Raw genomic sequence first — 13,067 nt, forward strand, 5'->3', positions numbered from 1 at the left:
GTTTTTTTATTCAATTAGTATTCTTTTATAATATTATAGAATGTATCACGTTCAATTGGCTGTTTGCCGGCACCTTTGACAAGCCAAATCAATTCATCACGCGTTAGCGCAGATTGGGTCAGCGCGCCCGCTGCATGACTGATACGTTCTTCAACCAGTGTACCGTGCACATCGGATGAACCGAAAGAAAGTGCCATCTGGGTTAGTTGTGTGCCGATATTAATGAAATAGGCTTTAATATGCGGGAAGTTGTCGAGCATTAGGCGGCTAATTGCCATTGTTTTCATATCGTCAAATGCGGATGTACGGCGTTTAATTGAAGCGGTCGCTTTTTTAGGTTGAACCGCGAGCGGGATGAACACCATAAATCCGTTCGTTTCGTCCTGTAGCTCACGCAGGCGAATCATATGGATAAGGCGCTCTTCCAGCTTTTCGATTGAGCCGTACAGCATGGTCGCATGCGTTTTCAAGCCGAGCTTATGCGCGATGCGGTGTACGTTCAACCATTCATCTGTGCTCGCTTTTTCCGGACTCATCTTCAGGCGGTAATCTTCTGTTAGAATTTCTGCGCCGCCGCCCGGAAGCGTACCAAGGCCGGCCTTGATTAATTCTTTCAGCACTTCTTCTTCAGTCATGCCTGTCATCTGAGCGAAGAATACGATTTCCGCACCTGTATACGCTTTGATTGTAACGTCTGGGTAGTGCTTTTTCAACGTACGGACGGTGTCAAGGTAATAATCGAACGATACGGTATGGTTATGACCGCCAACGATATGGAATTCACGCATGGAAGGAGTATAGCCCTTCGCGACGTAGGCAAGCAATTCTTCTTCATTCATTGTGTAGGCGCCTTCTTCGCCCGGATCACGGCGGAAACCACAGAACTTGCAGTGGGCTTCACACACATTAGTAGGATTGATGTACATGTTCTCGATAAAATATACATTGTTTCCGTTTTTACGCAGATTGACCTGGTTTGCCATTTGTCCAATGGTCATCAAATCATTGGAATTGTATAGTGCTAAGCCGTCTTCAAGCGTCAGGCGTTCGCCGGCTTCCACTTTTTCGATAATTGGCAGTAGCGCTTCATCCTGAACGAATGGTTTAGTAAATACACTCATGTTTTTTCCCCCTCAGGTAAGACTAATACAACACACGCAATACGTTATACAGAGTGTCACGTTTGACTGGTGCATGGCCAGCATATTCAAATTGCTATGGTTGTGAATACTTGCACATAGATGCCCAAAATTACTCTGAATGCGTATAATTTTTAGAGTATCTGATTACAAAATCATTCTTTCATTATAGAATTAATTTATGAATCCAACAAGATGTGGATGCTGCCAACTCTTACTTTATATAAGTAAACATTTTTGTATAGTAATATGAGTAACCTTGAGTCAAACAGAAATTTCTAGTATACTTTAATAGTAGAGCGGATTGCATATTACAATCCGATAAGGAGGGAACTCACAATGATTAACCTTACGGAAAATGCGAGCAAGAAGATTAAAGAAATGATTGCCAGTGAGGATAACGATAAACTATTTCTGCGTCTTGGTGTAAGACCGGGTGGCTGCAGTGGTTTTTCATACGGTATGGGTTTTGATGATGAAGAGCAAGAAGGCGACGTATTGTTTGAAGCTCATGGTGTAAAACTTGTTGTTAACAAAGATGATATCCGTTTCCTAGATGGTGTGAATATTGATTTTAAAGAATCAATGATGGGCGGCGGGTTCACGATTGATAATCCGAATGCGGTAGCGTCCTGCGGCTGTGGCTCTTCGTTCCGTACGAAGGAAGAAGCCGGTACACCAAGTGATTGCTAATCGGATAGAGCCCGTCATATCAACGTTTTTAGACGTTTGAAGGCTTCGTTAATCTGAACGTTGCCTACTCGTTAGCATAACGAGACTTTTCTACGGAGAATTGCGGATAGTACGTTATATTCGGTGATTAACGTTCCTCCGCAGGAACAATAACAACCGTAAAATAGCGTAATAAGGATTGTTAATAACGCCTCCTGTTTGTGGATATCTAAAAGAATCCATAGACGGGAGGTTTTTATTTTGGCGTTAAAAAAGAAACAACGACGCACACCCGTGGGTAAAATTTTGGATAAAGTAAATTACCCACAGTTAACACTTGACCAAGCGATTGATCTAGTTATTTCAACAAAAACAGCGGAAGGGCTACGAGAACGAACGTTATTCGACTACCGACAACAATGGGGATACTTTGTTAGTTGGTTAAACGATAATTACGAAGTTGAGTATGTAGACGAATTAACACCGCAAGTATTTCGTGACCATATTAACTATATGAAATACGATGCAAGACGTTATGACGGACATAAGTACATTAACGCAGAGCAACAACGAGTTGGTCTATCGGATACAACGATAAACATTCGGTTGCGTACATTGAAAGCGGTATTCAATCAATTAGAACGCGAGCAGTTAATTGAAGTTAATCCGATGCGAAGCGTTAAACTCATTCGTCAGGATATTGATTTAACGAATTGTCTTACAGATGAAGAGGTAAAAGCGATTCTACAACAACCAAACAGAAGAGACTATGTCGGGTTTCGAGATTATGTCGCTATTATTTTAATGCTTGATAGTGGGTTACGTATAACCGAAATGTTAAGACTTCGAGCCGAAAATATCGACTTTCAAACTCGATTTATAACAGTGAGTAGGGAAGACAGCAAGAATAGACGTCCTCGGATTGTGCCGATTTCTCCTCAATCCATAAAGCTTTTATTACAGTTAGTTAACGAAAATAAGCAGCATTTTTCAACGGATAGAATATTCCTGTCATGCTATGGAGAGCCGTTGGGAGCTAATCAGTTTAACAAACGATTAAAGTATTATGGACAAAAAGCAGGGATTGATGGCAAGAAGATGACAGCGCATGTCTATCGCCATACATGGGCGAAGAATATGGTGCTTAACGGTTGTGATGCGTTTACGTTGCAGAAGATGGGCGGATGGTCTGATATCCGAACTATGCGACGTTATATTCAGATGGACACGGAGGATATCCGGAAAGGTCACGACAGTTTTTCACCAGTCAACAAATTTGTAGATAATCGGACTACCAGATAAAAATAAAAATCCACACAAAAAGAAAAAGCCCGCTGCGCCAACAGCGGACTACTCCGAAAATACAGACGCGCTAACGTCTGAGTACTTATCCTGTTACCCTTATTTTATCGAAAAAAATTCGATAATGCAAGGTTTATTAAGTATTGCCTTTTTTCGAAGTGGTATCGCTTTTTCTTCCGTGCATACAAACGGAGGGGAACGGAATGCAAACGATATTCCGCGTTAAGAAAACGAAAGGATACTCGAAAGTATCTAACGATTTATGGACGCTAGAAGGCTTGTCAGTAGGCGCTAGGCTTACGTTAGGCTATATGTTGTCGAAGCCGGAGACATGGCGTTTCTTTATCGAGGCAATCGCCAAGGAATTACATATTAACAAGGATACCGCGGCCAAGTACGTTAATGAGCTTATTGCAGCCGGTTATATTACGCGTGAGCGTCGTCGTGAGAACGGTCGTTTCGCTGGTTATACGTATTTCGTATACGAAGGTGGACAAGCAATAGAGTGCGCTAGTGAGAGCGAGGATATCGCTGTTTCTACCGTATCCGATAACGCCGTTTCCGGTGAAGTAGCGGCAAGTATTAATGATTTTAGTATTACTTACGGTGATAAAAAACAAGACGATGATGATAATAATTACAACACGTCCGCGCGCAAAGAAATACCGGTAGAGAACAAAAATACTATGCAGTTTAATGTCTTCCAAGCGGAGATATACGAAACAGCGCAAGAGTACGGATTTAACGACGATACAGCCCGCTCACTGGCGTTACGTTGCGAAGGGATACGTGCGACAGCTAGTGCTATTAGCAACGCTCTATTGGCCGTTATTAGCCGCATAAGCAATGGTACTATGGCCCGTGTCACATCACTTTCGGCATATTTCTACGCTACACTACGGGATGAAACGAATCGAGAACGGGTGAAGTATGTCCAGCGTGAGAAAGAGCGCCAGGAACGCGAAAGGAAGCAACGGGAAACGGCCGCTTATGTACCGTATAATTGGCTAGAAGATGCGATATAGTGCCGTAAAATCCGGGCTAAATCACTGTGGTGACATGTTAGTTTTGTAAAAGGTGGCGTAAGAGTACCGAAGTAGTGTCGCTAAAGTGCTATTTCAACGGAGTTCATTTCGTAAAGTTAGCGGATATTAGAACGATATGCTGGCGTTAGCGTACGTATGAGCTTTAGGGAAAGAATCGTTTCTAGTCGTTATTGAGGTGATGGACTATAGAAGCTACGTCTGTTTTTCTTAAATTTGCGTCAGTTGTCACGTTATGCTGGTTATAGACGGTGTTCCGACGCTATTGACTACGTTAGGATAGTCGGGCAATATCGGACATTCCTACGGAATGGATCGGAACAGTGGGCGAGTGGGGCGTATAGTTATCGTTATGGATGCGTGTTAAGCGTATGACAATGCAGGATGAATCGCTGGAGTCATTGATACCACTAGGGGTAGACGTTATTTAACGACTGCATAGCGTTGCACATTCCGTCATATTTCCGCTAGCGATATCCGACGGACATTGGTCGAAAAACTTTCCGGTTTGTTCCGATTAGATAGCCGATTGTGTCCGACTATTTTAGCGTTTCATCCGCAGAGCGCTCGGACCGGACGAGGCTTCCGAAACTTTGGGGGCTTACGTATGTAACGCTAACTTAATTTTATGCATTTTGCCTACGGTAAACTTTCGATGAGAAACGCTGAAACCCGCGTCATGACTACGATGTTTAAAAGTATGCATAAACGAGAAAAATTCGTCTTTCTGCGATAATAGGGCGTATCGCTTGCTATGACTGGATTACACGGTTTTCTTTTGAATGTCGAAAACGTCCGAGTTTTTACATTATGTAAACTTTATTCGGTATAAGTATGCGATAAATGTATAAGTAATGATGTAAATTTGAATTAAAGGGAATGCTCCCAGGCCGTGTACGAAATATACTGCAACTGCTGTCCGCAATTAGCGTACAATTTTTCTAACTCGGCCCCCAAAGGTATCCCTTCGAAATCCCTTCGCCTGGTACCTGAAAAATCCGCGCAACTTTTAAACATTCGGGTGTTGAACGAAGAAAGACGTCTTTTTTAAAGGCGACTTGCTCCGTTAAGTATAATACCATTTTTGCTCTATTCCCCGATGTTATCTTCAAACCATATTTGTAGTTCTTTAAGTGAATGAAAGCTAAATATTTCTTCCCCGTTTTGCCCGTTATCGCTTCCTGTGTTTCCTCGTAAAGATATCTGCCCTTCCTCTTCAGAGAGCAAAACGGTATAAGGATGCATTACGTTTATGTATCTTGAATCATTGTCAATATCAAGCCAATTTTTACTGCGAAGAAATTCGCGCACCTTTGTATTATCCAAAATAAACACCTACTTTAAATTAACTTCATATATATTATGGATTTTTATCCGGAGTAATATGACATATTTCCAGTTAATTAGATGTTTTTATTTACATTTTTAGGAAGGTATTATCTTTTATGTGGAGAAATATAACAAAAAAGGGAGGCGATAGTTATGAGTGAAAAGAAAGTGGTTCAAGTAACCGAAGATGGTCGCGTTATTATCCCTCATGAGTTTACCGAGCTATTAGGCGGAAACACATTTGACATACACATCGATGAAGAAGGGCGATTGATTCTACGGCCCGTTCCGCTTCATTAATCGAATTTATAATTGTAAAAGTAAAGGGTGAGAACGTATGGAACCGGAAAATAAAAAGAGTAAGATGGAGAAATACAACGAAATGGTTCAGCGAGAACTAGAAGAAGAGGAACGTAAGGATAAACGGCAATTTTACGATAGAGGGGAGTTCTGGGTACTTATCGTTGTTCTGATCGTATTTTTCTTTGTATTTGGTAAAGGATGTGTTTTTATTTTTTAGAGTGGTAGCTCTCTATCTTACGTCAGATATCTATAGTAGAATCATATTTTGATAGAGAGCTTTTCTCGGTTATTCTTCCATTAACGGCAATAATACTTCCGATTGTGGCGTCACATACACGAGTCCGTCTTTGCGGTCCGAATCGATACCATCCGATTCATTCTCGTCAAACGTTAACCACACACGGTCGCCCATCTTCAACGGTTGTTCCGTAACCACCCAATCCTGCGTAAATATAACGTTTTGTTTCATTTTAACAACCGTAGGTACAACGCTTTTAACCATATACCGCTTTAGCTTCGGATTTACCGCAACGACGATATATTCGCGGTCAACATACGTTGGTTCGTGATAGACCGGCTCATCTTCGTCTACTTCGATAACTCGTGATGGATCGAATACACTCGGTGCATTGTCGAAATCAAACGGTTCCTCATCTTTCTTCGTCTGCTCTCTCGCCCAATCTTCGTAGTTTGGCGCATTATCCAGGAACGGATTAGCTGGTGGTTCATACGAAGGTCCTTCGAAAACCCAATTTGGACCGTTCATAAGATCGCTATACACGTCTTTAGTGCTCGATGCGCTCGCTGCTACTGGAATAGATAGCGTTAATGCTGCGGCGCACATCGCAGGTACTAGACGTTTCATAACGGTCACTCCTTTCGTGTGTTATTATTTTCCTATACGTAAATATATTCGGTAGAATTTCGCTATTTCCTTTGCACAACGAAAAAGACCGCCCAATTAACGGACGGCCTTATATTGCAATGTTAAAAAGGAAGGTTATCGTCATCATATATTAAAGTAGATAACTTTACTTCTTCAGTCATTAATCCTAAACTCTTCTCAATTCCTTGAATCATATCTTCATCCCATATTTGAAGAGTGTATGTTTGGGTTTTAATGCCATACCTTTCTACCTGTTTATCAAACCATTTATTCAATTCTTCTAAGCTTTCCTCACGTAGTTTTCCAGGAATAATGACAATAAAGTTAATGGCTATCTTCGCTATTTTTAATTTTATTCTGTTTAATATCATTACTATTTCTTTAGTGAAATTAGTTGCATTATGCATAGGTGTAAGCTCAGCAATCATGTATAGATTATCACATTTATCTAAAATAACTTCATCGTAAGGTGTGTAATATAAATGGAATGGGGAAAGAGAAATATCAGAAATATATACCTCTTTTTCCTCTACTAAATCATAGATAAGATCTTGATTGTTTAGAGGTCGATAATTTTTTAATTCTAAAATGTATTGTATATTTTGAGAAAATGAATTTTTTCCTAGTTGTGATTCACCTTTCTGTATTTTTAAACGTTTAATTTTTTCTTTTAGAAATGTAATTTGATCATCCTTTTCGTGTTTTATAAGTTCTGGTAATAATTCTATAACCGGACTATCAATTGTTTCTGGATTTTCTTCGATACTAGTAAGTGCCTTTATCATGTCATGTTTAAACGATTCTTGCCCTTCTAAAGTTGGACTATAAATTATAGTTCTGTAGTTTTTTAAATCAAAAGGGATAAACTTAGTATCTTGTGCAATTAATATAGTGTTGTTTTTTAGCGAATGTCTAACTCCTAATTCATAAAATACATTTGGATTCTGATCTGTTAAATCAGCTATAACTATATCGCTATTGTAGATACGTCTTAAAATATCTTTGATAATACTACCCGGCTTTCCAATTTCATCAGCTCTAATACATCTATATTCATATCCTGACTGCTCTACTGCATTTCTAATTAATGTTTTATAAATGGTTTGCCACCTATTAAAATCTTCTCCTGCACCGATTGGCATTATAACAAAAGCCTGCTTTTCTTCTTTCATAAAATTAGTCCTCCCCCTCCTATTTCTATAAACAAATTACTTCTATAATAGATGTCTAAATCCCTTGTATTAAAATGTAAAAAATAGATGTTGAAGCTAGTCGATTTTTAGTTTCTTTCATGACTATCGATAAAATCAATAATTTCACGTATGTCCTCGATTTTTAAAGCCTCCGCAATTCGTTCAATGTGCGAAAATTCTATACGCTTCCTCTTTCCGTTCGTCAATTCACTTAATGTAGCGCGCCGTACTCCGGTTAAGTCTGATAACTCCGATAAAGAAAGATTACCATGATTTTTGGAAATTTCTTCAATTTTAATAACAACTCTTTTAGCCACGATCATACACCCCTTTAATCATAGTATAAGATATAAAGTATTGATTATATGTACGCATAAGCGTACAATATTAATGTGAAAACAATTACGTTTTTACTATAAGGGAGGTTTCAGTATGAGAGTTATTACCGACGCCTATTTGGTAGAAGATGTTGTTTGTACAAAAGACGAAGTAATGCCGTTATATGAAAGTTTTATTCGGGATTTCTTCGAAAGTTCAGCGAATTCTTATCACCCACCATCAGTTACTCATGGTGTTTTTGTAGGAGATGAAGAATGGAATGGGGTATTTGTAAGTGTTACCGGAGAAATATATGTTATGGAATGTGGTTCAATTATAGAAGAATTGCCCAGCCGGTTATTGGCGTAATCGACTAGGCGTAGACGAAAAAGGTTGTGGGGAAACAGAGGGTAAAGCAGTTGCGTTGGCGCGTAGCTGCTTTTTGTTTCCATTTATCTAATACGGAAAGGAAGTGTGCAAGTTTCATTTTTATCAAAATTATTTGAGAAATTTTCGTAGAATCCGGATAGTTTTTCCGTTCGAGAGCAGATAAGAAATTAGGAGGTTTTTTCGCTCACTAAAATCGAGAAGTGTCAAATATGACGAGACGGCCACATCGAAAAATATGGTTTCGAGTCCGGTTTTGACTTCTGGACAATTATGTCCGAAAGTACTGGAGGGCGACCAGCAACCGCTAAACGGACGATGTCGTCCGAATCGGGTCTTCTAAAGTATTCGAGATAATTCAATTACCGTCCGAAATTGATCGTCAGGGATTCGTTTCCACAACGCACACAATACCGTCTACAGGCGAAAAAGTTTTTCTGAAAACAGGAGTTTTTGTTCTCCTTTTACGGATATATGAGTAGAACGACAAAAACATATAAGACGGTGCGCGAGATTTCCAGAGTTAACGTCTATACCGGTATAGGGCGAAAAACTTCCAAGATACCTGTTAAATTTCGGAGGTCGGCGAGTTAATAACGGTGTAAGGCGAAAATAATCCTGCTAAAAAGGGCGAATCCACTCCGCTGATGTCGTCTTATATAGTGAGAGCAAAAAATTTCGTGAAAGTTTAGCGAGATTAGTCGCGAGATTCGTATCACTATATGAAAAACGAAAACGATAGGGGTGCTGCGTCTAAAGTGAGGGCGCTAAATCAGCGCTTTAATTTTCACCCAACACGCTACAAAACGATAAACCGAAGGGAGAGCGATACAAATGACGTTAACACGCACGCAAGCAACGCAAATTATCGAACGAGAGGGAATGAAGCATCGGGCGATTGCGCAGAGGGCCGGTATACATCGAGTTACATTGAGTCGTTGGTTGAACGGTCATGCCGAATTGAAGCAGGAGAATTTACAAGCGGTGTCGTCGGTGCTGGCTCGGTATGAAATTAATTAAATCGAAAGGGATGATACGGATGGAGAAAGTGCTAAACGTGAGTTTGGATGAGATTACTAAGGAGATTCAGACGTTTCAACAACAAGAACAGCAGTGTATCTTCCAAATCGGTAAACGTTTAAAGCAAGTAAAAGATGCGGACTTGGTACATGGTGAGTGGGGGAAGTGGCTACAGTCGATTCAACTGGATATAAGAAAGGCGCAACGTATGATCCAGGCATACGAGCAGTTCGGAGATGCGACGCTGGCGTCGTGTCTAGGTACTGCAAAGATATATGAAATGTTGGCGCTTCCGAGTGAAATTGATCGAGAACAGTTTATTGGAGAAATGCACGTAATTCCGTCAACTGGTGAGATGAGGTACGTCGATCAAATGAGCGGAAAGGAGCTTCGTGAAGTTGTTAGGAAGGAGCGAGAGAAGGCCGGACTTATCAAACCGAAAAAGGACGCTTGCCCTGCTTCGGAGGTTACAGTAGTTGAACAAACGGTTCAGCAGCCGTTGAGGGATATGCTGATAGAGGTGATACCTACGTTAAATGACGTAGATATAAACTTTGCGCTTGAGAACGGGTATACGCTAGCGGAATTCATCAAAATGGTGTGTGGCCCAATAGTTTCGGATATGGAAGCGGCATAAACGCCAATCGTACACCAACCGAGTAAATTCGTTTTAATCGGTACTTACATCCAGCACAAAAAAGTGCTAAACGATCGCTGAAACCAGCGTCATTACTGACTTTTTTCGCGATTTCCTTAAGAATGAATATAAAAAAGTGTTAAATGAAATGAACGGTTACTCAAGCGAAGTGAAACGAAGCGCAGAGTCGGGCGGTAGCCCGTTATAACAGAACCGTCAATAGTAACGGAGAATGAACCATTCTTCGGACTATTACTAAGCGCGCCACAAGTGGCTTGCTGTGTCGCCTATCGGCTCCACTACTATCTTCCATTAACGGTTATCTCGTATAAGTAAAACCACCGCCATGTACTGTTTCGGTATTATCTGTCGATATCTTTAGCTTAACAAAACGATAAATCCGCTTGGTGTACAAACAGCGGAGAGGGAGGAACGGAATGAAGGCGATTAAAATTATTGATTCGATCATGGGCGCTGGAAAGACGAGTTGGGCGTTACAGCATATTGAAGGGGCGCCAGTGTATAAGAAATTCATCTATATTACGCCATATCTGGACGAAGTGCAGCGCATCATTACATCGGTTGAGTCCCGGACTTTTATCGAGCCAAACAACAATAATAGCGAAGGGCGTAAGCTGCGTAGTCTTAAAGAATTAATCGTCGCCGGGAAAGATATAGCGGCCACACACTCACTATTCCAGACAGCGGATGATGAGTTAATTGAATTATTAACCGATAGCGGTTATACGCTCATTCTAGACGAGGTTATGGACGTAATCGAGCGTGCTAATATCGGAAATCACGATATAAAAGCGCTCCTAGATTCAAAGTACATCGAAATAGTAGAAAACCGCGTGAGTTGGATATATGACGGATATACAGACGGAAGGTTTAACGATATTAAGCTTTTAGCGCGGGCCGGAAACTTGTTTATCCATCGCGGTAGCTTTTTATTATGGGCGTTCCCTCCCCGTGTGTTCCAGGCGTTCGATGATGTGTACGTATTAACTTATCTATTTAATGCACAGGTTCAGCGCTACTACTACGACCTACACGGGCTAGAATATGAATTTCATGCCGTCAGATATAACGGACAAGCATTTGAATTGTCAGAATATGACAGGGGAGCAGAGAGACGAGAGGAACTTATGTCACTAATCGATCTATACGAAGGGAAACTGAATGACGTAGCGGAACGGTCGAATGCACTTAGTACAACGTGGTTAAGCCGCGCTAATGAGAGCGTACTGGACGGACTAAAAAAGGCGATATCGAACTACTTTCGTAATATCGTGAAAGCTAAGTCAAACGAAATTATGTGGACTACGGTCAAAGATCGGCGGAGTGATTTAGCGGGTAAAGGGTACTCAAAAGCGTTTACGGCTTGTAATCTACGTGCGACGAACGAATATGCCGATAGGTGGGCGCTGGCGTACGTGTACAATCGCTACTGCCATCCGATCGAGCGTGTCTTCTTCGAAGATAACGGTGTGACCGTTGACCAAGACCTATTTGCTGTATCGGATCTTCTGCAATGGGTTTGGCGGTCGAGGATTCGTAAAGGCGAGACGATTCATTTGTACTTGCCATCCAGTCGGATGCGTTCGTTGTTGAAGGCGTGGGCAATGTATGAAATCTAATTAAAACTAAGGGAGAGTGAGAAAATGAAGAAACCGCCTACTTATTATTTTGTACAAGACGCAGAGGTTTTAGAAAAGAAAGTAAATACTAAGTATACGGACATCGGATCGTTCAAAGAAAAATGTGCAGATATCGCAGAAAAACATCTTTCTCAGATCGAGAGAAGAGATTTAATAACTAATACGAAACCGGAAAAAAAAGATAAGGCGGTTCGCGTTCAGTATAGCGATTTTTGGAAACACATCACTTTCCTTGGTGATAAGACTCTTTATATAGAGGAAAACATTCAAAGAGAGGAAGAGAAACGACGGAATGGGAAAAGAACGCGCGAAGAGTGGGAGGAAATAGAACGGAATTACGTAAAAATGGTAACAGGGGATATACCTACAGTTACGAATCCCAATTATACAGTTTGTAGTTGTTGGAAATGTAACACGGTATTTTATCTAAAGCATAGGCGAAAGAAATATTGCAGTGAACGTTGCGCTAACGAACAGAAAGTTGCAGTAGCTCGCTTACATAAGCATGGGACACTTTTGCCTGTGAAATATTACGAGAGTTATCGGGAAGGCACGTTACAGGATATTTATAAGGAAATCGAAATACCCCATGCGGTAATGCCGCTAAAAAACGATTTGAAAGCGGTTGGAGGCCAGGTCAAAAAAGTTGCCCCCTCTCTTGACTCTGAGTGTTCTCATAAGGTGAGAATAATTAGGTTTCCACCATCGGATCAAAAGCCGAGCGCGGTTACTAAATACAATTTTAACGAAACAACTCTAGAAGAAATGGAGGCAAGTAAGTGGCAAAATGCGAATAGAACAGGTAAACATTGGCGTTCAATTTTACGGAATAATTTCCTGTAATAGTGAAGAAGGATAGGCTCAATCTGGATAAAAACAGGTTGGGTCTTTCTTTTTGTGCGTATTAGGCAACTTTTATCGCGGCGACAAAGGAGGGTGGGGAGAATGATGATTAATGCAGAGACACTGTATCAGATCAGGTTTGTGTATCGCCTCAGCTTGGACGAGCTAGGGGCATTGATTGGTGTTTCAAAGTCGCATCTACACAGAGTAGAAAAAGGCGAGCGTCCTTTATCCGATAGATTAAGACAAAGTTTGATTGAAGCATTGGAGTTAAACGAAAGTAAGCTGCAACGTATTACAGATATCTATTATGAATTTATAAAGCGAGGGTAGC

16 protein-coding genes are annotated in these 13,067 nt (G+C 40.8%); 11 read left to right on the forward strand and 5 right to left on the reverse strand.

Annotated elements, in window-relative coordinates:
* Nucleotides 1-14 precede the first annotated feature (14 nt).
* Nucleotides 15-1,121, reverse strand: coding sequence for an aminofutalosine synthase MqnE (gene mqnE, locus AF333_RS05010; protein WP_043064988.1), 1,107 nt, complete (start codon nt 1,119-1,121; stop codon nt 15-17).
* A 357-nt stretch (nt 1,122-1,478) separates the two neighbouring features.
* Here mqnE and erpA point away from each other — a divergent pair, with 357 nt between their 5' ends.
* The 3 genes from erpA (at nt 1,479) to AF333_RS05025 (ending at nt 4,138) form a co-directional block, all read left to right on the forward strand.
* Entirely contained in the window at nt 1,479-1,832 is a 354-nt protein-coding gene (erpA, locus tag AF333_RS05015) for an iron-sulfur cluster insertion protein ErpA (RefSeq protein ID WP_043064987.1), read from the forward strand.
* 240 nt (nt 1,833-2,072) lie between these two features.
* Nucleotides 2,073-3,113, forward strand: coding sequence for a tyrosine-type recombinase/integrase (locus AF333_RS05020; protein WP_043064986.1), 1,041 nt, complete (start codon nt 2,073-2,075; stop codon nt 3,111-3,113).
* A gap of 203 nt (nt 3,114-3,316) precedes the next feature.
* Nucleotides 3,317-4,138, forward strand: coding sequence for a MarR family transcriptional regulator (locus AF333_RS05025; RefSeq protein WP_043064985.1), 822 nt, complete (start codon nt 3,317-3,319; stop codon nt 4,136-4,138).
* Between the two features lie 1,107 nt (nt 4,139-5,245).
* On the opposite strand, the gene AF333_RS05030 is transcribed toward AF333_RS05025, so the two are convergent.
* On the reverse strand, nt 5,246-5,482 hold the full coding sequence (locus AF333_RS05030) for a hypothetical protein (protein WP_043064984.1): 237 nt from the start codon (nt 5,480-5,482) through the stop codon (nt 5,246-5,248).
* A 156-nt stretch (nt 5,483-5,638) separates the two neighbouring features.
* Between AF333_RS05030 and AF333_RS33455 the strand changes: the two genes are divergently transcribed.
* Together AF333_RS33455 and AF333_RS05035 are read left to right on the forward strand one after the other, a co-directional pair.
* Entirely contained in the window at nt 5,639-5,785 is a 147-nt protein-coding gene (locus tag AF333_RS33455; RefSeq protein WP_158502345.1) for an AbrB/MazE/SpoVT family DNA-binding domain-containing protein, read from the forward strand.
* A 37-nt stretch (nt 5,786-5,822) separates the two neighbouring features.
* Nucleotides 5,823-6,005, forward strand: a complete 183-nt coding sequence (locus tag AF333_RS05035; RefSeq protein WP_043064983.1) for a hypothetical protein — start codon at nt 5,823-5,825, stop codon at nt 6,003-6,005.
* Nucleotides 6,006-6,074: 69 nt separating this feature from the next.
* Here the strand turns inward: AF333_RS05035 and AF333_RS05040 are convergent, their stop codons facing one another.
* The 3 genes from AF333_RS05040 to AF333_RS05050 form a co-directional block, all read right to left on the reverse strand.
* On the reverse strand, nt 6,075-6,653 hold the full coding sequence (locus AF333_RS05040) for a hypothetical protein (RefSeq protein ID WP_043064982.1): 579 nt from the start codon (nt 6,651-6,653) through the stop codon (nt 6,075-6,077).
* Between the two features lie 122 nt (nt 6,654-6,775).
* Nucleotides 6,776-7,846, reverse strand: coding sequence for a hypothetical protein (locus AF333_RS05045; protein WP_043064981.1), 1,071 nt, complete (start codon nt 7,844-7,846; stop codon nt 6,776-6,778).
* 107 nt (nt 7,847-7,953) lie between these two features.
* Nucleotides 7,954-8,184, reverse strand: coding sequence for a helix-turn-helix domain-containing protein (locus AF333_RS05050; protein ID WP_043064980.1), 231 nt, complete (start codon nt 8,182-8,184; stop codon nt 7,954-7,956).
* A gap of 115 nt (nt 8,185-8,299) precedes the next feature.
* On the opposite strand from AF333_RS05050, the gene AF333_RS05055 reads away from it, so the two are divergent.
* The 6 genes from AF333_RS05055 (at nt 8,300) to AF333_RS05080 (ending at nt 13,066) form a co-directional block, all read left to right on the forward strand.
* Nucleotides 8,300-8,554, forward strand: a complete 255-nt coding sequence (locus tag AF333_RS05055; RefSeq protein WP_043064979.1) for a hypothetical protein — start codon at nt 8,300-8,302, stop codon at nt 8,552-8,554.
* An 852-nt stretch (nt 8,555-9,406) separates the two neighbouring features.
* The gene (locus AF333_RS05060; protein WP_043064978.1) at nt 9,407-9,592 is read left to right on the forward strand and encodes a helix-turn-helix domain-containing protein; all 186 of its coding nucleotides are present in this window, start codon (nt 9,407-9,409) and stop codon (nt 9,590-9,592) included.
* A 19-nt stretch (nt 9,593-9,611) separates the two neighbouring features.
* A complete protein-coding gene (locus tag AF333_RS05065) occupies nt 9,612-10,229 on the forward strand; it encodes a DUF3102 domain-containing protein (protein ID WP_158502343.1) in 618 nt (205 codons plus the stop codon).
* Nucleotides 10,230-10,666: 437 nt separating this feature from the next.
* The gene (locus AF333_RS05070) at nt 10,667-11,869 is read left to right on the forward strand and encodes a hypothetical protein (protein WP_043064977.1); all 1,203 of its coding nucleotides are present in this window, start codon (nt 10,667-10,669) and stop codon (nt 11,867-11,869) included.
* 24 nt (nt 11,870-11,893) lie between these two features.
* On the forward strand, nt 11,894-12,733 hold the full coding sequence (locus AF333_RS05075) for a hypothetical protein (RefSeq protein ID WP_043064976.1): 840 nt from the start codon (nt 11,894-11,896) through the stop codon (nt 12,731-12,733).
* Between the two features lie 54 nt (nt 12,734-12,787).
* On the forward strand, nt 12,788-13,066 hold the full coding sequence (locus AF333_RS05080) for a helix-turn-helix domain-containing protein (protein WP_255322236.1): 279 nt from the start codon (nt 12,788-12,790) through the stop codon (nt 13,064-13,066).
* Nucleotide 13,067: the final 1 nt, after the last annotated feature.

This window comes from Aneurinibacillus migulanus, assembly GCF_001274715.1.
GTDB lineage: Bacteria > Bacillota > Bacilli > Aneurinibacillales > Aneurinibacillaceae > Aneurinibacillus > Aneurinibacillus migulanus.